This is a genomic window from bacterium (assembly GCA_008933615.1).
Classification (GTDB): Bacteria; CLD3; CLD3; order SB21; family SB21; genus SB21.
Genome location: WBUR01000040.1, coordinates 1 through 20,700, shown reverse-complemented (window position 1 = coordinate 20,700; position 20,700 = coordinate 1). Strand labels below are relative to the sequence as shown.

Here is a 20,700-nt window from a genome sequence, read left to right as displayed (position 1 = left end):
CAGATTATTATTTACAATTTAACTCTAGAGGCTAGTTATGGAAAACGTCATTTCATTTATTAATTCAAACAAAGAACAATACGTCGAAGAACTAAAAGATTTTCTTAGAATTCCAAGTATTAGTACCAATCCGGAAAATAAAGCAGACGTGGCACGATGCGCTCAGTACGTATCAGATCAAATGAATAAATCAGGTCTCCAAAATATTCAGATCATTCCTACGCCGGGACACCCTATCGTATATGGCGAATGGCTTGGTGCGCCGGGCAAACCTACTATTTTGTATTACGGCCATTACGATGTACAGCCTGTTGACCCGGTGAATTTGTGGTCCAGCGGCCCGTTCGAGCCAACGATCAAAGACGGCTATATATATGCACGCGGTTCGTCCGACGATAAGGGGCAAGTGTTTCTTAATCTGAAAAGCGTAGAAGCGCACATGAAGATCAACGGAAAACTGCCGGTGAATGTTAAATTTATGATTGAAGGTGAAGAAGAAATTGGCAGTGTGAATTTGGAAAATTTTATCAAATCGCACAAAGATATGCTCAAAGCCGATGTAGTTCTGGTATCGGATACTTCTTTTTTTGACGATGAAATGCCCTCCATTGCTTACGGCCTGCGGGGCTTGTGTTATATGCAGGTTGACCTTACCGGGCCTAACCGCGATTTGCATTCGGGCGTTTATGGAGGCGCTGTCGCTAATCCGATCAACGAGCTGGCGAATATTATTTCAAAATTAAAGGACAAGAACGGAAAAATCACTATTCCAGGTTTCTACAATAAGGTTCGACAATTGACAAAAGCTGAACGTGATGCTTATAAGAAATTACCCTTCGCGAAAAAAGCATACTTTAAAGACTTAGGAATTAAAGAAACTTTCGGTGAAAAAGGATATTCCATTTTGGAACAGGTCAGCGGCCGCCCATGCCTGGACTGCAATGGCATTTGGGGCGGATTTCAGGGCGAAGGTGCCAAGACCGTGTTGCCATCCAAGGCAAGCGCGAAAATCAGCATGCGGTTAGTTCCTAACCAAACCCCACAACAGATCGCAAAGTTGTTTGAACGTTACTTAAAAAAATTATGCCCCAAGACGATGCAGATCAAAGTAACGGAACTGCACGGCGGATACCCTGCAATCACGGACATCACAACCAAAGAGATTATTGCAGCAAGTAATGCGCTCCACAAGGTATTTAAGAAAAAACCTTTGTTCGCCCGTGAAGGCGGATCGATTCCTGTCATTGCATCGTTTGAACGTCTTTTGGGATTAAAATCGGTTCTGATGGGATTTGGATTAGACACGGATGCGATTCATTCACCCAATGAACGATTCAAGTTAGATAATTTTCATCGCGGGATTCTAAGCGTGGCATTGTTCTACGACGAACTTGCGAAAATGAGTTAAGATTATTATTAAAAGAGACGGCTCGAAGGCCGTCTCTTTTTTTGCCTTTACAAACCTAATCCGATAATTGTTATGACAAATGTTCAAATCAACGGGCACAGCCTGACGCTGGATACGATCGAGGAGATTTTTCAGGAAAACCTGACCATCAAACTCAGTGACTCTTCCATAACGCAAATCACCAAATCACGAGAAATCATTGAACGAATTGTTCTGTCGGGAAATGTCGTATACGGTGTAAATACCGGTTTTGGAAAATTCAGCGACGTAAAAATCTCCGAAGATAAAATTGATATACTGCAAGAAAACCTTGTTAAAAGCCATGCTGCGGGCATAGGTAACCCTTTTTCGGATGATATTGTAAAAATCATGATCTTGCTCAAGGCCAACGGCCTTGCCAAAGGCTATTCAGGAGTGCGGCTGGAAGTGGTTAACACTTTAGTTGAGATGTTCAATCAAGGCATCATACCTGTTATACCTGAAAAGGGATCCGTGGGTTCCAGCGGCGATCTTGCTCCCCTAGCACACCTTGCGCTGGTTATGATAGGCCATGGTGAAGCTTTTTACCATGGAAAGCGTATTCACGGCGCCGATGCGATGCAACTCGCAGGTATCCCCATTTTGAAATTACGATCCAAAGAAGGTTTGGCAATATTAAACGGCACTCAAACCATGACGTCCGTTGCCTGTGTCAATCTGATCCGTGCATTTAATATTCTCGAATGCGCCGATATATTGGGTGCCATGAGTACAGAAGTGTTGTTGTGCACACGATCAGCGTTTGATGAACGAATTCACGCTGCGCGCAACCAGGAAGGGCAAATTATTTCCGCAGAAAATCTTCGGACATTGCTCAAAGACAGCCCGTTAATTCATTCCCATGCCGACTGCAAAAAAGTTCAGGACGCTTACAGCATTCGCTGCATGCCGCAAGTGCACGGCGCCAGCAGAGATGCGGTGCATCATGTTAAGCAGGTCGTTGAACGTGAAATTAATGCCGCCACCGACAATCCGTTGATCTTTGTTGAAAACGGCGAAGTCTTATCCGGAGGTAATTTTCACGGAGAGCCGGTCGCCATCGTGATGGATTTTCTCGCTATCGCCATGAGTGAGATTGGAAATATTTCCGAGCGAAGAACGGCGTGGATGATGGATTCTAATTTAAGCGACGGTCTGCCGGCATTTCTTGCAAAAGACGGTGGCCTCAATTCCGGTTACATGATCGCGCAGTACGCCGCCGCCGCGCTCGTTTCGGAAAACAAGTCTTTATGCCATCCGTCGAGCGTGGACTCGATTCCAACGTCGGCAAATAAGGAAGATCACGTCAGCATGGGTACCATCGGCGCGCGAAAATGTCTTCAGATCATTGAAAACGTTGAGGCGATTCTCGCTATTGAATGGCTGTGCGCGGCACAGGCCGGCGACTTCCGCAAACCTGTTGATTTTGCCCCGCGCACAAGGCGTGCGCACGTTCTTCTGCGTCAGCACATCCCGCCTCTTGACAAAGACCGGGTGACAAGTCACGATATTCAGATTGCGACTGAGCTATTGAGGAAAAAAAGTTTGGTAGAAGAAGTGTGGGATAGATAACAATTATGATTTAATCGAATCAAATAGGTCAAGGAGTCTTTCAAGATCATCATTTGAATAATAGTCGATTTCGACCGTGCCGCCGTTTTCCCGGTGTTTTAACTTCACTTTCGTGCCTAATTTCAATCTCAGCCGGTTCTCTATTTCAGCGATATGCGGATCAGATTCGCCGACTTGTTCGATCTCAAATTTTGAAGAAGACGGCTTCCCCGATTTTCTGTTCCGGGCTTCCAAAAGATGTTTTACTACTTCCTCCGTTTTCCTCACCGAAAAGTATCCGCCAACAACCTGCTTCCAAACCTTGACCTGGACTGCAAAATTGGGTAAAGCAACTAACGCCCTGCCATGGCCGATCGTAATTTCTTCTTTTCTCAAACTATCCTGAATTTCCGGAGGCAATTTTAATAGTCGAATGATATTAGTGATCGTCGTGCGATCCTTACCTATTTTTTTTGCAACTTCATCCTGTGTCAACTTACAGACGTCTATTAACTGCTGATAACCTACGGCCAATTCGATCGGATTAAGTTTTTCACGCTGAACATTCTCAATGATAGCCAGTTCCAGCATTTCTTCGTCCGTGACATCTTCACGAATGTATGCCGGAAGTGACTCCAGGTTAGCCAATTTTGATGCGCGAAACCGGCGTTCCCCGGCGATAAGCTCGAATCCGTGCGTTGTTTTTCGTACGGTAATGGGCTGAATAATCCCATTTTGAAGAATCGAATTTTTTAATTCCTCAAGCGCTTGCGGTTCAAACTCCTTCCTTGGCTGATACGGATTAGGCCTGATCATGTAAATTGGAATTTCATTGACGGATACATTTTCAGCGGATTTAAGCGTGCCGTCGGGCCGAAGATTTGCTACCGGAATTAATGCGCTAAGGCCTTTACCAAGGCCTGTGTTTTTTTTATTTGAAAAGTTCTGTGACATACTTAATAATGAAGTCCAAAATTCAATGGTTCAATATTTTTTTTATTCAAATGGTGTGTGGCCGGAAATTATTATACCGGATGCGGCGTCAGTACGTTATGGATAACCTCTTTAGCCAATCCCATGTAGTCTTGAGCTCCAACGGATGCGGGGTCGTAAATAATAATAGGTTTTCCATAACTCGGGGCTTCACCTAGTTTAATATTACGGTGAATCACATTCTTAAAAACTTTATCTTTAAAATATTCTTTGACTTCCGATACAACCTGATTGGATAAATTAAGGCGGCTGTCAAACATGGTCAATAACACACCTTCAATTGTCAGAGCCGTATTCAGGTGGCGTTGCACGAGCCGAATCGTATTAAGTAACTGCCTCAGTCCTTCAAGGGCATAATATTCACATTGTATCGGTATCAGCACCGTATCCGATCCGGTTAGTGCGTTTAAGGTTAATAATCCTAACGAAGGCGGACAGTCAATTAATATGAACTCATATTTATCTCGTACCGGAGCTACGGCGTGAAGGAACATTTGCTCACGATCCTCAAGATTAACTAATTCCACTTCAGCGCCGACCAAACGAATATGCGCTGGAATAAGATCCATATTCGGCATCATGGTCTTGAGTATGGCTTCATTGATACTCATATTATGGATTAACATCTCATAAGTACTTTTATCAATAGACTCAAGATCAAATCCAAGGCCGGTTGTAGAATTGGCCTGGGGATCCATATCGATGACCAATGTCCGTTTGCCCGCATGAGCCAAAGATGAAGCCAGATTAATGGCTGTCGTGGTTTTACCAACACCGCCTTTTTGATTGGCTATGGAAATAATTCTGCCCAATACGTTCTCCGATAATTAACCAAAATGTGAAACACCATCAGAATGTTTCACGATATTACGTGCAATAATAGACAAAGCGTTTAATAAATACAACTCTTAATTTGCGCTAATTCCCAGCGCTGGAAAAATCGAGTGCGTTAAGCCGGAGTTAATTAAGTCAATGATCCATGCGGGATAAGCGCCCGCCAGTACGATGGTTAGCATTAATAATGAAAGCGCAAATACTTCGCGTTTATCGGTATCGGTTAAATGATGAAAATGTTCATTTTTGAGAAGCGCTGTCGTATGTTCACCAAAAAATATGCGCTGCAATGCTCTGAGAACATAGATCGCCGTAAATACCACTCCTGTGAGGCAGATTAACGCGATATATTTCATCGCAGGGCTCGGCACGCCCGCGACACCCGCAGAGAATGCGCCTGTTAATACCAGTAATTCCGAGACAAATCCCGACAACCCGGGTAATCCAAGCCCGGTCATTCCTGCAAAACCGAACGCAACGGCTGTAAATGGCATGACCTTCGCCAATCCCCCCATTTCTGTAATTTGCCGCGAATGTAACTTTCCGTATACAACACCTACAAGCGCGAAGAGGAGAGCAGTCATGATACCGTGAGCAAACATTTGATACACCGCCCCGTTAATTCCTGCGGGTGTCAAAGTACAAATACCCAAAGTAACAATGCCAAGATGCGACACCGATGAATAAGCAATAATATATTTGAGGTCGGTCTGCCGCATGGCTGATAAAGAGCCGTAAACAATATTTATTACAGTGAGACACGCAAAAAATAAAGACCATTCATGCGCTCCGGCAGGCATAAACTGCAGACCGATTCTGATAATCCCATATCCGCCAAGTTTCATTAAAACACCCGCATGCAACATGCTTACCGCGGAAGGCGCCGAGGCATGTCCATCCGGAGACCATGTGTGCACCGGCCACAAACCGCCGATCGTTCCAAACCCGACAAAAATCATCGGATAGAAAATGAATTGCCAGCTCTCGTCGACGGTAAAATTCTTCATTAAGAAATCGTAGTCAAAACTCCATACGCCTGTTGCCGCATGGGCCTGTACGTAAACGCCGAAAATAGGAATAATTAACAATGCGCTGCCCAGCATGAGATAAAGGGTCAGCTTCATAGCAGAGTATTCTTTTTTGCCGGTTCCCCAAATTCCGATTAGCAAATACATCGGTAATACGGCAAGTTCATAAAACACGAGAAACAAAAACATGTCGAATGAAACAAAGACGCCAAATACGCCGGACACCAATAAAAGAAGCAATGCAAAAAATTCTTTTTGCCGTTCTTTAATTTCCCAGGAAATCAAACACCCTGTAAATACCGTAATTGACGTCAACAAAAGCATGGCAATGCTCACACCGTCGGCAGCAAGGTGAAACTGCATGCCTAATCGTTCCACCCACGGAATATTCAATTCAAAATTCCTGGGATTGGAAGGATCATATAAAATGTATGCGACCACAGATAAAACCACTGTGAGCAGGGATGCAAACGAAGAGAGCATGCGCGGACCCGTTGCATCTTCGGCAGGCATCAGCATAATTATAATCGAGGCTATAGCCGGCAAAGCGATAATGGCTGGTAGTAAATAACTTTCCACTTGTCAATTCCTATGGTTAGATTATTCTGAACTAAAACTTACATTGTAAATAGCAAAACCCTTTCGCGGGTCATTCACAACATTGCGGTTATATCCAAATTGAATAATGTTCTGACCGGGTTGAAACCACTTTGCATCCATTTCTGTAACAAGCGTCTCACGCTGATTTGTCAGGCACTTCGAAATATAGGCGGAATGTGCGTTGTTAATAACTACAAAAGCTTCCCGGTCGTCGTCAATAGCTTCACCATCCACGAAGATCTTTACCTTCGACTTACCGCCAAGATCCGGCATATTAATTGGAAATTGCTGCGAAGCCTGCATTTCCGGAGATTTGCCAAGTTCGAATACAAATGATTTTGGCGGTTCGGGCGCGTCATGATCCCAACTGAAAACCTGAACCGTTCCGTCCTTACATGCATCGAAGTGATATGTTAGATTTTTCATAACGTAATCCCGCACACGCGGGTCAGTCATGACATTATAGAAATAATAATCGGCAAAGACCCAGCCTCTTTTGAACCGCTGCGTCGTTTCCACAAAGTTTTCATATGTCGTGCCGTTCGGCGACGTTGTCTCGATTTTTTCATTGGAAATATACCGCTTAACATACTCGCTGTAGTGCATTTGCCGAAACCATAAGGAACTGTCCATACCGAGGTAATGATTAGTTCCTGATGGCATAGTTGAAAAGATGATATCATCCTTTTGGATTTTCGCCTTAACATGTTGTGAAGCTTCCCGCCAATTCGAGAAAAACCAATTTGATATTTCACTCCGCGCCACCATGCCATGCCTTTGCGGATTAATTAACGCTTTTAGATCTTTTAGCGGAGCAATTGAAATCAGAACAGCTACCGTTACTAAAATAACCGCTATATTGATCCCCGGCCTTGGAGACATCGATTGTGGAAGTAAATACAAACCTATCAACCGCCAGATTCCATATACTCCAGCTCCAACTCCAATCAAAAAAAAGGGATAAATGTAGATCAAATAGCGCGTCGTGGCCGGGTCGTAAAATACAAAACTCATTAACAACAACGGGACAATAAAAAGTGAAATTAAAAAAACAGCAGACTTTCTTTGGACAAAAAATGCCGCGATCAAGCCGATGAAACCGAACCACCAGTAATTTGGAAAATCAACCTTAAAGACCGACATATAGATATTAAATACTTTGGTAGGTTCCGCAGAGGCCCACATATTAAAAATAATGTTCCATCGTGGAATGAACCATAAAACACCTTCCTCGTGCATGACCAGGCCGACCACAGGCCGTATGATATCCGCCATAAACGGCGTGTAGAACAAAAACACAAAAAGCAAAGTCCCGTAAAGTATCCAACTGTATTTATTCGTAAAACGGCCATCCCTTTTTTTGTATAAATTCCATAAGGCCATTGCGGAACCGTAAGCCATGAACGTAAAAATAAAAAAGAAAGTGAGCTGGTGATTAAGCAGTGACGCCAGTAAGGCAAACGGGAAAAATGAAAGATATTTTTTGTTTATTCCGTGACGGTCAAGCCACCCCGTCGAGTTTCCGGATTTACCGCTTTCAAGCGCAGACCAAAAGACGATAATGAGAAGCAAATAAAATAATTCAAAACTTGCGTAGTTACGGCTGACTCTGGACCAGAACACTGAATAGACGGAAACGGTTGCAAGTGCCGCAGCAATAGTTGCAACGAACCGGTTAAATAAAATTTTACCAAGAAAATATGTTGCAGGGATGACCAGCGTGCCAAGAATGACGCTGACAATCCTCGCAGAATAGTCGCTTATGCCAAATATCGAATAATTCAAGAATACTAAAACTGTCAGAAAAATACCGTTGTTGTCATGATGGCTTAAAATTGATTTACCTTGGAAAACGCCTGCCGCCTGATCGGGAATTATGAATTCATCCGTCCACAAACTTAGGAAATCTAAACGATAAACTCGTATCAAAAAACCCGCAATCATCAGCACGATCACAAAGTACAAGGCATACCGGTCAAACCATTCCGACAACGGAAAATCGTTGGTCGGTTTCAACACAACCTTGGCGGCCATTTTCTTTGCTGTTGTTTTCTTCATGTGTACTGTTGCGTTTCGCTCGTCTAAATATTATCAAAAAAAGTCTTAAGACAATCTCTCCATTTTTCGATAACGATCTGATACCATATATTGCCAGATAAGTTCCAGATAACCTCGAATCGTCCGGAATATCTTATTCCCTGACATCCCCTGCTTATTGTCATAGCGCAGAACCAGAGGAATTTCAGCAGTTTTCCGAGTAAGATTGCCCATCTTCAGAAGAAGGCTGCAAACAGAAGCAAAGCCCTTGCCTTCAATAAGCCTGTCGCCATAACGGTCAAAACTCGCTTTGATCAGTCCGACACGGCATGCTCGGTAAAAAATAGAATAATCCTTCACATTGGGCAACCCAACGAGAATACGCATGATCCATGAAACGCCGTAACTGAAAATCTGCCGTGTCCATGGACACCCTATCATTCCACCGTTGCCTTCAAATCGGGATGCTATTACTATATCATCACCGGATTCAATTCGCCTGATCATTTCCGGTATCAGGCGCGGATCTTGTGTGTTATCAGAATCCAACACAACACAAATATCTTTTTCCGGCTCCCGGCTGTCATCAATAATAAATCTAAACCCTTTTCGAAACACCTCCGTCACACCTTGATTCTTCGGAAAGGTAATCAACTTGAGGTCGAGCTTAGAAATAAACGAACGAGCGACTTCACTCGTACGATCTTTGCTGCCGTCGTCCACTACGACAATGCGGTAAGGCTCTTTGCTTGAAGCGGACATCTCCTTAAGAATCGGGAGAACTTCCTGGAGCCCGTTTTCCTCATTATATGACGGCAGCAATATGTAAATCATTTACCACTCACACTTATTCAGGTTTTGCTTACGGAGCCATTCGTAATACTCACGAAGACCCGTTTCCAGTTCTATCTCCGGCTGATATCCAAGAATTTTCTTTGCAAGGTCCACTGATGCAACACGACGCGTAACGGAATCCCAACTGCGCCGTTCGTGATGAACGACTTTTGATTTCGAATCGGTAATTCTGAGTATTAATTGAACAAGATCATTGATTTTTGTTTCGCGGCCTGATGCAATGTTGATAACTTTTCCACTTGCAGATTCCGTTTCCGCCGCAAGAATTGTTGCGCGAACCGAGTCTTTCACAAAATTGAAGTCACGCGTCTCTTCTCCCGTACCGGTAATAATAATATCCTCATTACGCATGGCTTTTACTAGAAAATTGGCAATGACATTGCGATATTTCCCGGGATACTCATTCGGCCCGAAAACGTTAAAATATCTCAGCGTTACAGTATTTAGGCCGTGATGATGGTTAAAAAAACGAACGTATCTTTCGCCGAGCAATTTAGTAATGGCATAAGGCGTATCCAGGCTATATTCCTGACACTTTTCATCCAATGGCTCGTTGCGATCCCCATAAACACACGACGACGAAGTATAAACAAATTTTTTGACTTTATTTTCAACGGAACGGAGTAGTATTTTTAAAGTGCCCATACCGTTAACCTGCAGATCACGTTGCGGGAAATCTACCGAGTTTTGATTGGCAAAATTAGCCGCAAGATGAAAAACGACATCGGTCGATTCGGAAATCGCTTGCCGTAAATCTTCAGCCGACTCCACGCTGCCCTGTATGAAGCGGACATTAGGCCTCATGACAATATTCTCAACATGCCCTGACGAGAGATTATCAAGAACCGTGATACGGTTGCCGGAATCCTCGGAAAGCTGATTAACCATGCTGCTGCCGATGGCCCCGGCGCCGCCCGTTACGAGAATATTTTTTTTCATTGTGTGTTGGCTTTTGATCTATTTCAATGGTTGTTCACAGCTATAATTTTATTTTTTCAAAAACATACATCGCAAATCGCCGGTCAGTAGATATAAACTGTTGCTGCATTTTAAAATTTGGATTATTTACAATATCTTCCTGCTGAACATTGCTTGAAAGACGCCAACTGTAGTGCGAGTCCCATAAAACAAACCCGCCAACAGGCAACTCATCTAACTTTTCTTTACGCATTTCATAGTAAGCCCCCTCATTCGGCGCCGCCGTGTAATAATTATAATTGTCATAAAAGAAAAACCATGAATGCGCGACCATCGTTTTGGGAGACTTGGCCTTGAGGTTTTCGTTGAAATACTGATAACAACTTCTGACTGCTTGCTGTTCCGGCGCAAGCTGCAGCGGTTTTTCTTTTGACATGGCATACCAGCATGAGCCGATGACCACGGCAGTTAGCATGATCAGTTTTGTCTCTTTACCGTGGATCTTCAGGAACCGGTTTAATACAAAGAAAAAAAGCAATAACAGAACTAACAAAAACTTTGAGTACTCGCGTAAAGGCAATCCTGTAGCCGGATTGACGACTGAAAAACTGCCGAAAAGTTCTACTGAATAGTATACCAAAACTAATACGGTAATAAAAACCAGTGCTACGGTATTGAAAGTCCGATCTTTTTCATTTTCGCTCACAAACCATTTATTAAATCCTTGTAAAGCCAAAAGCGCCATAACGGGCGCAATCGCAACAAAATGCCTAAGAAAACCCGCATGCGCAACATTTCCTTTCCAGTACATGTAAACGTGAGCCGCAAACGTTACGATGACTGAAAAATTGATAATAGTCATGCTTTTGTTCTTAACATCATGCGCCAATTGCAGCAGCATAAAAGCGAATACGATGGGCCCTGAAATAAAAATAAAAGTCTTGAAATAATGATCGAAGGGTCCGTTGGCGTATTGTCCGTGAGCAAAACTTTTTGAAGCGGTAAGTAAGTACAAAATGTCACCCGTTACGATCATACCGGCGGTTTGATAAAGCATTAAGCCGAAGCCGAGTAGTAATATCGGAACGTATTTTTTTTCTTTGAATAAAAGCCACGCAAACATGGGAAGGATTAATACAAGCTCACTGCGTGCCAACGGAACCATGGATAAAACTATCGCCGCGCCATTCCACTTCCGCGCGTAAAACCAAAACAATCCCCACGCCAAAAAGAAAGCTGCCAATGGTTCCGTACACAGGCTAAAACCGGTAATAAAGAAAAACGGCTGGGAAATAGTAAAAACGATTGCTATCCATGCGTTTTGAATTTCTGCAGCAACGGCCGCTTTATAAACAAAATAACATGTCCCTACAGTTAAGACAGCCGTGATAGCTGCGCAATACCAGTATCCCGCCTGTGCAGGAAGGGCAAAAAACAAAATGGCCAGCGGTCTTCCCCAGAAATTCAGGATAAAATCGGGTTTAACCCATACCGCCTGTGCCATGAAATAACGGTTAATACTATCGTCGTCATAAGGTCTTGGGGAATTGACCAGCCAATAAAATATAACGACTCCCACAATAGCAAGAATAGCCCAAATTGATTTTTCCGAAAGTTCAAATGAATCCGAAAAGGCTTTTGAATTTTTAATCGGCGGGGTGGAAGAAGATTTTTTTTTTACTGCGTTTGCCATTTCATACGCTTATTGAATCATCTGAGCAAGAATGCCGGGAACTTTCATATACAGAAAACCCAAAACAAACAAAAGTCCGACAAAAACCACTAAAATATAATTCTGCAATCGTCCGCTTTGAACCGGCTGCAGGATCAAACCCATCCGTGTCGTCATAAATCCAACCAGATCGACCGAACCGTCCACTACATTACGATCAAACCAGGCACACCCGGCGGCAATCCTGAATAAGATGTTATTAAGTATCCATGACCACACTTCATCGATGTACCATTTATTTTCAAGATGGGTATAGAGTTTCCCCAATTTAGCTCGTAGCGGATCATGCGCTTCGCTCGTCCACTCGGCGGGACGTTTGGCATACAGCATAAATGCGGAAACGATTCCGAGTCCGGCAACCAATACAGAAATGCCCGCAATAGAAAAATGAAATACAGCTTCATGATCCCATTCCGGGTTCAGGAACGTTGCATAACTTGTAATGTTAAGGGTATGCGTGATATCATGATTTCCTATTAACCCTGCAAAAACAGACAGCGTGGCTAAAACAACAAGCGGAAATGTCATGCTGAATTCCGATTCATGCGGATGCGCAGACGCAGGCGTCTTGCCCCAAAATGCAACGAAACACAGGCGAAACATATAAAATGCAGTGAGAAATGCTCCTGTCAATGCGACTCCGAACAAAACATACCCGTGAACGGTTCCGACTTCCATGCAAAGCGCCAATATTTCATCTTTGCTCCAAAAACCTGCGAAGGGCGGTATTCCGGACAACGCAATCGTTCCGATAATAAACGTCCAAACCGTAATTTTCATTTTTGATTTAAGCCCGCCCATTTCCCATATATTATTCGTATGCATAGAATGAATAACGCTGCCCGCTCCAAGGAAAAGAAGGGCTTTGAAGAATGCGTGAGTGAATAAATGGAAAGTTCCCGCTGTCTGGCCCATCAACGCAAGATCGCTTCCTGCATGCCCGTTGCTGGTATTAGTCAAACCAATACTGCCGCCGATGCCCAAGGCAAGCATCATATATCCCAGCTGGCTCAACGTGGAGAATGCGAGTATGCGTTTAATATCATGCTGAGCAACCGCTATGGTCGCGGAAAAAAGCGCAGTAAAACCGCCGATATAAGCCACCCACAGCATCGTATCCGGTGTCTGCGCAAAAATCATAATAGCTCGCGCAACGAGAAAAATTCCGGCAACAACCATCGTTGCGGCGTGGATCAATGCGGATACGGGTGTCGGCCCCTCCATGGCGTCCGGCAGCCAGATATGAAGAGGAAATTGGCCGCTCTTGCCCATTGCGCCGAAGAAAATCAAAAACGGAAAAATACGCGCCAGAAATTCCGTCGTTTGTCCGTACAAAGACTGAATTTCCGCAAAATTAAATGTTCCGAAATAACCCCAGCATATTACGACTGCCATAAAAAACCCTAGATCGCCGGCGCGCGTGACTGAAAAAGCTTTTTTAGCTGCATCGGCCGCTGTTTTCTTGGTATAGTAATAACCAATCAAAAGATATGAGCATAGTCCGACGAGTTCCCAGAATATAAACATCTGGAGCATATTGTCCGATAACACTAATCCGAGCATCGAAAAAGTAAATAATGACAGATACGAAAAGAACCGAGACTTGCCGTCTTCATGTTTCATGTAGCCAAGAGAATAAATATGCACAAGCATGGAAACCGTTGTCACGACGATCAACATCATGACCGATAACGGATCAAGAAACACGCCAACGCTTACATTCAGAGCCTTCCCAAGCGGTATCCATTGAATATTCATGACCTGAGCGGTTCCGGCTCCGGCAAGCATTTCCATCGTTACACGAATCGACAAATAAAACGATGCTATCACTGCCGCTACGGCTGTGAATGCGGTAAGGTCTTTGTATTTTTGTGTAAACAAGGCGGTAAAAATAAACGAAAATAACGGCAGCGCAGGTATGAGCCAGGCTAATTCATAATATGTTGGATTCACAGATGCTCCTCGTCAACTAAATCGAATATCGCAGATCGGCGCAGCAATGCGCTGCCGCCGAGTGATATGTAAATAAGTTAATTTTTCAGCGTATGTAATCCGCCGATCTCTAAATTCTTAAAATTTTTATATACCGACATCACGATGGCCAGCCCCACTGCCGCTTCGGCGGCAGCTACCGTCATGATGAATATGACAAACACTTGTCCGGTGACCTCTTCCGGATAAAGAAAACGATTAAATGCGACTGCGGTCAAATTGATGGAATTAAACAGGATCTCAATGGAGATCAGCATTAGGATAACGGAACGGCGAACCATCACGCCGACCATGCCGATCGCAAATAAAATAAAGCTCAAAACCAAATAATGATAAATTCCGATTTCCATATTTCACCTTTTTGCTAAACGTGCATCTCTTCATTTTCTTTGACGTGATGTTTGGGCGCGATATCTTCCTCGCCCACAAACGATTCCTGAACGTACGGCTTGCGATCGTCCTGCTTGGCAATATGAAGCGCGCCGATCAACGCGACTAACAACAAAATGGATACCACATCAAAGGCGAGAATAAAATCAGACAATAACGCTGTGCCGATGGCGCCAAGCATATCCGGAGGCAACGCGCCGGATGACGTCATAACTCCGCCCCATCCGCCTTTTAAGATTACGGATATGATCAGGCCTAAAAAACCGAGTGTTGTGAGCGACGAAATCCACAGCTGGCTGTTAAATTTGCTTTTCGTCTCATCGTTGATCCGCGTGGTAAGCATGATCGCAAAGACGATAAGCATGGTGATGGCGCCGATATACACCAGCACTTGTACCACGGCAAGAAACTCTGCGTCGAGCGTAACAAATAATGCCGCAAGGCAAAACAGCATCCCGGCCAGAAATGTGGCTGACTTGAAAATATTCTTGTGAAGTATTGTCGCCAGAGCCAGCGCGACGGCCAATATTCCAAACACATAAAATGCTACAGCATGTCCCATAATATCCATTCCTCATCAAGATTGAGCGGGAGTATTTTCCGCAGCTTTTGCAGCCGCTTTCTTCAAACGCTCTTCGTATTCTTTTTTATTTATAACTTCCACTATTTCCCGTTCACGCGGCGAAATGATCGGTTTATATTCCGCTCCGGTTTGTCTGCGGCTTTCTTCATAAAGATCGTTGTTGTGCTTCATATCCTTGACCAGTATCATATCCATGGCCGCGCGGTCATACATAGATACGTCATAATCGTGCGACATCACGATGGCGTCAAAATTACAAGCTTCTATGCAAAGGTTGCAAAACTCACACTTCACATAATCCAGGATAAATTCCTTGGCAATTCGTTTTTTTGTCGGATCGGGATGTTTCTCATTAGTCACCTGAATACAGGACACCGGACAAACGACAACGCACGCCATGCAGGCGACGCATTTAGTATAACTCGCAAATTCGCCTTCCGTTTCATACATCATTTTTACGTAACCGATATAGCGGTCGGCAAGCGGTTTACGATCTTCCGGATATTCAACGGTTGTTTTTGTTTTGAACATGTACTTAAAGGTCACGCCCAGGCCGACCAGCAAGTTCCAAAAACCAGAAAATATGTTGATAAAATATTTCACAACAATGATCCCTCGACTTTCAAAATTATTTTAAGATCAACACGACGGCGCCCGTCGCAACCAGGTTAATAAATGCCAATGGTAAAAGCACCTTCCATCCGAATCCCATAAGATGATCGACGCGCATACGCGGAAAAGTCCATCGAAACCACATCATCAAGAAAATCATGAGATACACTTTAATCATAAACACGGCAACATGAATCCATGCCGGAATGATGGAATTATCGACAAACGGCACAAGCCACCCGCCTAAGAATAATAAAACGATCAAACAGCACGACACGAGCATAGCGGCATATTCACCCAAAAAGAAAAAAGCGAATTTCAGCCCGGTATACTCGGTGTGAAAACCTGCGACCAACTCGGATTCTGCTTCCGGCAAGTCAAATGGGGCGCGGTTTGCTTCTGCAGTTCCTGCGATGAGAAACAAAATAAACCCTAAAGGCTGGTATACGATAAACCAGGTTTGATCGGCCTGCATGGTCACGATCTCACGCATGGATAACGAGCCCGCAATCAGAAACACGCCCAACACTGCCGTGATCATCGGAACCTCATACGAGACCATTTGCGCAGCCGATCGCATCGCGCCAATCAGCGCATAACGGCTGTTCGATCCATACCCCGCCCAAATGATCGAAAATATCACCGAACTGCCGAGCGCAAAAATATAGACCGCGCCCATATCCAGATCGCGAATTCCAATGGTGTTAGCGATAGGAACCGTTACGAATGCGGCAAACGGAGCTACAAAGGCCAATATTGGCGCGAGAAAATAAATGACCTTGTCCGATTGGTCATTACGGATATTTTCTTTAAGAATCAGTTTCACGATATCCGCCGTCGTTTGGAATAAACCAAATGGCCCAACGCGGTTGGGGCCCAATCGTGACTGCATCCATGCCGATACTTTTCGTTCCATATAAACCAGAATCAACGCGTTGAGAGCGATGACTGAAAAAAGAACCACGACCCCGATAATTCCGAACAACAAAATTTCCATAACCGATTACTTTTTTACTTCACTTAAATTTACCAATTAGATTAATTTATCTGTCCACATCCCCCAGCACAATATCAACACTTCCTAAGATCGCAACCAAGTCGGCAATTTTCCAGCCGACGGTCATAAGCGAAAGAATAGAGAGATTCGAAAAACTTGGCGTACGGTATTTAACACGATTAGGTTTGGTACTGCCGTCCGATTCCATATACACGCCGTATTCCCCGCGCGGCGCCTCCTGCCGAACATAGACATCGCCGACCGGCGGTTTAATATTGCGGGCAAGTTTTTTTACTTTGTAATCCCCCTCCGGCAGTCCGTCCAAAGCCTGACGAACAATCTTAGCCGACTCGACCATTTCGTCCATGCGCACCCGAAAGCGGTCGAAACAATCGCCGTTGTAGTAAACCGGAATATCAAAATCAAATTTCGGATAAACGGAATACGGTTCTTCTTTGCGCAAGTCCCATGGCATACCGCACGCTTTAAGCATCGGGCCTGTGACGCCGTAACTGATCGCCTCTTCCAAAGTGATCGCACCAACGCCGCGTGTCCGTTCAACAAAAATCGGATTGCCCGTGATCAGATTGTGATAATCCTCAAGTTTTGCCGGCAGCATGTCTAGAAACTCACGCACTAATTTATCAAATTTTGGCGTTATGTCCTCAGCGACGCCTCCGACGCGAATATATCCATAGGTCAAGCGGCTTCCGCAGATCTCTTCGAACATATCCAGAATTAATTCGCGTTCTCGAAACCCGTACAAGAACGCGGTTACAGCGCCAATATCTGCACCGAACGCGCCCATCCACATAAGATGCGACGCGATACGATTGAGTTCCGATACGATCACGCGCAAATATTCCGCGCGTTCAGGAACTTCGATCTTGGCCAGTTTCTCAACAGCTACGGCAACGCCCCAATTGGCATTCATAGAACCGAGATAATCCATACGGTCGGTAAAAGGAACGATCTGCTGATAACTGCGGCTTTCGGAAATTTTTTCAAAAGTACGGTGCAGATATCCCAGATCCGGATCGCAGCGTTTGATCACTTCGCCTTCCAATGCCACCACGAGGCGTAAAACGCCGTGGGTGCTGGGGTGTTGCGGCCCGACATTGAGGAGGAACTCTTCCATTTTAAGTTCGCTCTCGGGACTTTCGCGTAATATCTGTCTTTTTCTTCCCGGGATCTGATCGATCAACGGTGAATCTGTGCGGAATTGTTTGGATAACAGATTCGAAGGCTCTTTTTTTATTTGCGTGTCATGAGACATAATGCGTTGTAACTCTCCATGTTCGTCGCCACTGGGTAGCAACCGTAATAATTATTTGAAATCCGGCTTCTTCACAAAAAATCCCGGGCGTTCGTAATCTTTTCGCAGGCCGTGGCCTACAAAATCCGGCGGAGTCAGAATACGTCTTTGATCCGGATGTCCTTCGAAATTTACGCCCATCAGGTCATACACTTCTCTCTCGGTCCAGTTGGCGCTTTCCCACCAGCGGGTCAGCGTTGCAATCGATGGATTTTTTCGATCCAATTTAACCTTAACAATGAGGTAATGGGCGAGACGGTAAGAATGAAAACCATAAACCATGTGTATCTGGTTTTCAGCCGGATGATCGGCGGCAGTCAATAGATCCAGAACGTCTATCTGTAATTCAGATGTATTGCGAATAAATTCAACGAACGGGATAAGATCGTCTTTTGCAATAACCAGATTCTTCTCGAATTCAATTTCCGTTTGCGGGAATTTGTTTTTGACCAGTTCAACAATCGCTTGAAATTCCATAGTCCCTTTTTCATTTTCTTTTGCCACTAATGAACAAGAATGAAACGAATAAAATCGCTAGAGCACTATTCTTTCCTGTTCAAGTTTCAGTTTACCAAAATTTAAGATAATATAAATCTTTATAAATAATTTTGTCTTCATTTGTGATCATTCGTGCTATTCGTGGCTAAGCTTCGTCTACCGTTGTCGGTTTTTTTCTGAGCACGCCTTCCTTTTCAATTTTTTTCTGCAACTGCAAAATACCGTCAATCAACGTTTCCGGCCGCGGCGGACAGCCGGGCAAATAAACATCCACCGGAATGATCTGATCGACACCTTTCACGACCGTATAAGAATCATAATAAAAAGGCCCGCCGCCTATGGCGCACGAACCCATGGCGATCACGTATTTCGGTTCCGGCATCTGATCGTATAGCTGCTTCACACGGGGCGCCATTTTCTCGGTGACGGTTCCGGCGACAATCATCAGGTCGGCCTGGCGCGGCGACGCGCGCATCACTTCCGCGCCGAAGCGCGAAAGATCGAACTTAGACATCAGCGTGGCCATCATCTCGATCGCGCAGCATGCCAACCCGAATCCGAGCGGCCATAATGAATTTTTTGTACCCCATGTAAAAAATTTATCTAAGGAAGTAATGATAATTTCTCCGCCAGGAAATTTTTCAATCTTCGGAAACATGTCGTCATTGACTACTCCCATTCAAGAGCTCCCTTCTTCCATGCGTAATAAAGGCCGATGGACAGAATTACGGTAAAAAACGTAAGTTCGACAAACGCAACCGCCGGCCAGTTATTAAATACTTTCACCAACGGAATAAATAAAATCACTTCCACGTCAAATATCACAAACAACAAACCGAATAAATAATAACGAATATTAAATTGAAAATAAGAATCAGACTGAGCGGGTATTTCTCCGCATTCATATGGCGTCAGTTTCGCTTTAGAAGGTTTGCTCGGACGAAGCGCCCAGGACATAACCATCGCGACCAGAACCATGAAGGCTCCTCCGACCAGAAACATGAGCACATAAGTGTAATTTTCTAACATGACTTGATTTCTTTCAGTTTAAAAACGAGGCAATATAAAAAAGTAAAATTTTGTATGCAAATAAAATTCCGTTTGTTAAAATTTTACCAAAAAGCCAACTTTGACGTCATAACTATGCTGACGATGCGTTCTTGGGATCATGTCAAAATGAATTCTGGTCTCGCCCCAGCGTTCATTATTTCGGAACAGGCGCATAGAATTCACCGCACTCAAGACGTGATTCGTAAATATTCCCCAGAGCATGTACTTGGAGAAATTGTTGTACGTATCGCTGTCCGCGCGCAGACGGTCGTACTTACGGCGGCTGCCGTCATTGTTCCACTGCCAGAAATTGGCATTCGTCTCAGCATACAACGTCGACGTTCCGACCAATCTTCTTTGAAATTCATTGTACGTATATATGTCGGAGAATTTCCCAATATTCACATAATACCTGGACGGTTTCGGAGACTTCAGATCCACGCCGGCATTGCGCGCCGCAAGTGACCGCGAATCTTCTTTCAGCCAGTTACTGTAACTTCCCAGGTAAAGGTGACTCGACCACAATAACGCCTCTGCTCCAAAATAGTACAAACCCGATCCCCAACCATTGAACTTCCAATCATTTTGATATAATTCACCCAGCCCCGGAAGAAGTAGCGAAAATAAGAAAGCCTTCTTTTTTGATTTCGCGTACGGCAAAGATTGTTGTGAACCGGCGGCCTCCTGCCCGGTTGATTGCGCGGCGGAGTATAATGAACGCGCGTCAAATTTCTTTCTTTCAAATTTTTTTTCCGTGTCCGACGCGGATGCCGGCTGAAGCAGAATCAAACTTACCATTCCGATTACAATAAAAAAGCGCATATCTACCCTTTTCTTTCTGTTGGGGACTTATCGTAATGACCGCCAGGCAATCTCAAGACAAACCGCGTACCTTTGTTCTGCTCGGAGACCAAAGTGATATCCCCGTTGTTTTCATCAACCAATTTCTTTACGATAGCGAGACCAAGACCGGACCCTTTCTCTTTCGTCGTAAAAAAGGGATCGAAAATTTTTTCTCTGATTGCTTCTCCGATTCCGTGTCCGTTATCCTCGATTATAAGCTCGACCTCATTTTCAACGGACGCAGACTCAATCTTAATCCAACCGCCGTCGTTAACTGATTGCATGGAATTTTCGATCAGGTTCATCAAAATTTGGCGAAAGTGACCCGGGTCGGCAAAAACATTATTCTGAAGAATCCGTGTTTTGAATTGAACGTGTTTATCTTCCATACCTTGGCCGAAAATGATACGGATTTCATCGACCATCTTCTGAATACTGCACATTTC

The 20,700-nt window shown here is 44.2% G+C and carries 20 protein-coding genes; 2 read left to right on the top strand and 18 right to left on the bottom strand.

What is annotated here, in order from left to right; all coding sequences use genetic code 11:
* Nucleotides 1-37: 37 nt before the first annotated feature.
* Both F9K33_13615 and hutH read left to right on the top strand, forming a co-directional pair.
* Nucleotides 38-1,408, top strand: coding sequence for a dipeptidase (locus tag F9K33_13615; GenBank protein KAB2878345.1), 1,371 nt, complete (start codon nucleotides 38-40; stop codon nucleotides 1,406-1,408).
* 72 nt (nucleotides 1,409-1,480) lie between these two features.
* Complete coding sequence (gene hutH, locus F9K33_13610; GenBank protein ID KAB2878344.1) at nucleotides 1,481-2,998, top strand: histidine ammonia-lyase; 1,518 nt, start codon at nucleotides 1,481-1,483, stop codon at nucleotides 2,996-2,998.
* A gap of 3 nt (nucleotides 2,999-3,001) precedes the next feature.
* Here hutH and F9K33_13605 read toward each other — a convergent pair whose 3' ends face one another.
* The 18 genes from F9K33_13605 to F9K33_13520 all read right to left on the bottom strand — a co-directional run.
* Entirely contained in the window at nucleotides 3,002-3,931 is a 930-nt protein-coding gene (locus F9K33_13605; protein KAB2878343.1) for a ParB/RepB/Spo0J family partition protein, read from the bottom strand.
* A gap of 71 nt (nucleotides 3,932-4,002) precedes the next feature.
* Nucleotides 4,003-4,782 (bottom strand): ParA family protein, encoded by a 780-nt coding sequence (locus F9K33_13600; GenBank protein ID KAB2878342.1) that lies wholly within the window; start codon nucleotides 4,780-4,782, stop codon nucleotides 4,003-4,005.
* 96 nt (nucleotides 4,783-4,878) lie between these two features.
* Nucleotides 4,879-6,411, bottom strand: a complete 1,533-nt coding sequence (locus tag F9K33_13595) for an NADH-quinone oxidoreductase subunit M (protein ID KAB2878341.1) — start codon at nucleotides 6,409-6,411, stop codon at nucleotides 4,879-4,881.
* 21 nt (nucleotides 6,412-6,432) lie between these two features.
* Nucleotides 6,433-8,490, bottom strand: a complete 2,058-nt coding sequence (locus F9K33_13590) for a hypothetical protein (protein KAB2878340.1) — start codon at nucleotides 8,488-8,490, stop codon at nucleotides 6,433-6,435.
* Nucleotides 8,491-8,535: 45 nt separating this feature from the next.
* Nucleotides 8,536-9,303, bottom strand: coding sequence for a glycosyltransferase family 2 protein (locus tag F9K33_13585; GenBank protein KAB2878339.1), 768 nt, complete (start codon nucleotides 9,301-9,303; stop codon nucleotides 8,536-8,538).
* Nucleotides 9,304-10,263 carry an NAD-dependent epimerase/dehydratase family protein gene (locus F9K33_13580; protein ID KAB2878338.1) on the bottom strand — a complete coding sequence of 320 codons (960 nt, stop codon included), beginning with the start codon at nucleotides 10,261-10,263 and terminating at the stop codon, nucleotides 9,304-9,306.
* Nucleotides 10,264-10,303: 40 nt separating this feature from the next.
* Complete coding sequence (locus tag F9K33_13575) at nucleotides 10,304-11,935, bottom strand: hypothetical protein (protein KAB2878337.1); 1,632 nt, start codon at nucleotides 11,933-11,935, stop codon at nucleotides 10,304-10,306.
* Nucleotides 11,936-11,944: 9 nt separating this feature from the next.
* Nucleotides 11,945-13,927 carry an NADH-quinone oxidoreductase subunit L gene (gene nuoL / locus F9K33_13570; protein ID KAB2878336.1) on the bottom strand — a complete coding sequence of 661 codons (1,983 nt, stop codon included), beginning with the start codon at nucleotides 13,925-13,927 and terminating at the stop codon, nucleotides 11,945-11,947.
* A 77-nt stretch (nucleotides 13,928-14,004) separates the two neighbouring features.
* Complete coding sequence (gene nuoK, locus F9K33_13565) at nucleotides 14,005-14,310, bottom strand: NADH-quinone oxidoreductase subunit NuoK (GenBank protein ID KAB2878353.1); 306 nt, start codon at nucleotides 14,308-14,310, stop codon at nucleotides 14,005-14,007.
* A 20-nt stretch (nucleotides 14,311-14,330) separates the two neighbouring features.
* Nucleotides 14,331-14,927 (bottom strand): NADH-quinone oxidoreductase subunit J, encoded by a 597-nt coding sequence (locus F9K33_13560; protein ID KAB2878335.1) that lies wholly within the window; start codon nucleotides 14,925-14,927, stop codon nucleotides 14,331-14,333.
* 6 nt (nucleotides 14,928-14,933) lie between these two features.
* Nucleotides 14,934-15,542, bottom strand: coding sequence for an NADH-quinone oxidoreductase subunit I (locus F9K33_13555; protein ID KAB2878334.1), 609 nt, complete (start codon nucleotides 15,540-15,542; stop codon nucleotides 14,934-14,936).
* Nucleotides 15,543-15,567: 25 nt separating this feature from the next.
* A complete protein-coding gene (nuoH, locus tag F9K33_13550; GenBank protein KAB2878333.1) occupies nucleotides 15,568-16,548 on the bottom strand; it encodes an NADH-quinone oxidoreductase subunit NuoH in 981 nt (326 codons plus the stop codon).
* A gap of 46 nt (nucleotides 16,549-16,594) precedes the next feature.
* Entirely contained in the window at nucleotides 16,595-17,824 is a 1,230-nt protein-coding gene (locus F9K33_13545) for an NADH-quinone oxidoreductase subunit D (GenBank protein KAB2878332.1), read from the bottom strand.
* A gap of 51 nt (nucleotides 17,825-17,875) precedes the next feature.
* Nucleotides 17,876-18,340, bottom strand: coding sequence for an NADH-quinone oxidoreductase subunit C (locus F9K33_13540; protein KAB2878331.1), 465 nt, complete (start codon nucleotides 18,338-18,340; stop codon nucleotides 17,876-17,878).
* Nucleotides 18,341-18,506: 166 nt separating this feature from the next.
* Complete coding sequence (locus F9K33_13535) at nucleotides 18,507-19,040, bottom strand: NADH-quinone oxidoreductase subunit B (GenBank protein KAB2878330.1); 534 nt, start codon at nucleotides 19,038-19,040, stop codon at nucleotides 18,507-18,509.
* Nucleotides 19,031-19,390 (bottom strand): NADH-quinone oxidoreductase subunit A, encoded by a 360-nt coding sequence (locus F9K33_13530; protein KAB2878329.1) that lies wholly within the window; start codon nucleotides 19,388-19,390, stop codon nucleotides 19,031-19,033. Before F9K33_13530 ends, F9K33_13535 begins: the two co-directional genes overlap by 10 nt.
* Nucleotides 19,391-19,465: 75 nt before the next feature.
* Nucleotides 19,466-20,233, bottom strand: a complete 768-nt coding sequence (locus tag F9K33_13525; protein KAB2878328.1) for a hypothetical protein — start codon at nucleotides 20,231-20,233, stop codon at nucleotides 19,466-19,468.
* Between the two features lie 2 nt (nucleotides 20,234-20,235).
* The coding region (locus tag F9K33_13520; GenBank protein KAB2878327.1) for a HAMP domain-containing histidine kinase at nucleotides 20,236-20,700 on the bottom strand (465 nt) is incomplete at its 5' end.

What these genes read in the sequence shown, in the direction of transcription:
- F9K33_13585 (KAB2878339.1), bottom strand. Translation starts at nt 9,303, where the DNA reads ATGATTTACATATTGCTGCCGTCATATAATGAGGAAAACGGGCTCCAG.
- F9K33_13535 (KAB2878330.1), bottom strand. Translation starts at nt 19,040, where the DNA reads ATGGGAGTAGTCAATGACGACATGTTTCCGAAGATTGAAAAATTTCCT.
- F9K33_13615 (KAB2878345.1), top strand. Translation starts at nt 38, where the DNA reads ATGGAAAACGTCATTTCATTTATTAATTCAAACAAAGAACAATACGTC.
- F9K33_13575 (KAB2878337.1), bottom strand. Translation starts at nt 11,935, where the DNA reads ATGGCAAACGCAGTAAAAAAAAAATCTTCTTCCACCCCGCCGATTAAA.
- F9K33_13540 (KAB2878331.1), bottom strand. Translation starts at nt 18,340, where the DNA reads ATGGAATTTCAAGCGATTGTTGAACTGGTCAAAAACAAATTCCCGCAA.
- F9K33_13605 (KAB2878343.1), bottom strand. Translation starts at nt 3,931, where the DNA reads ATGTCACAGAACTTTTCAAATAAAAAAAACACAGGCCTTGGTAAAGGC.
- F9K33_13580 (KAB2878338.1), bottom strand. Translation starts at nt 10,263, where the DNA reads ATGAAAAAAAATATTCTCGTAACGGGCGGCGCCGGGGCCATCGGCAGC.
- F9K33_13545 (KAB2878332.1), bottom strand. Translation starts at nt 17,824, where the DNA reads ATGTCTCATGACACGCAAATAAAAAAAGAGCCTTCGAATCTGTTATCC.
- nuoH (KAB2878333.1), bottom strand. Translation starts at nt 16,548, where the DNA reads ATGGAAATTTTGTTGTTCGGAATTATCGGGGTCGTGGTTCTTTTTTCA.
- F9K33_13525 (KAB2878328.1), bottom strand. Translation starts at nt 20,233, where the DNA reads ATGCGCTTTTTTATTGTAATCGGAATGGTAAGTTTGATTCTGCTTCAG.
- F9K33_13530 (KAB2878329.1), bottom strand. Translation starts at nt 19,390, where the DNA reads ATGTTAGAAAATTACACTTATGTGCTCATGTTTCTGGTCGGAGGAGCC.
- F9K33_13590 (KAB2878340.1), bottom strand. Translation starts at nt 8,490, where the DNA reads ATGAAGAAAACAACAGCAAAGAAAATGGCCGCCAAGGTTGTGTTGAAA.
- hutH (KAB2878344.1), top strand. Translation starts at nt 1,481, where the DNA reads ATGACAAATGTTCAAATCAACGGGCACAGCCTGACGCTGGATACGATC.
- F9K33_13560 (KAB2878335.1), bottom strand. Translation starts at nt 14,927, where the DNA reads ATGGATATTATGGGACATGCTGTAGCATTTTATGTGTTTGGAATATTG.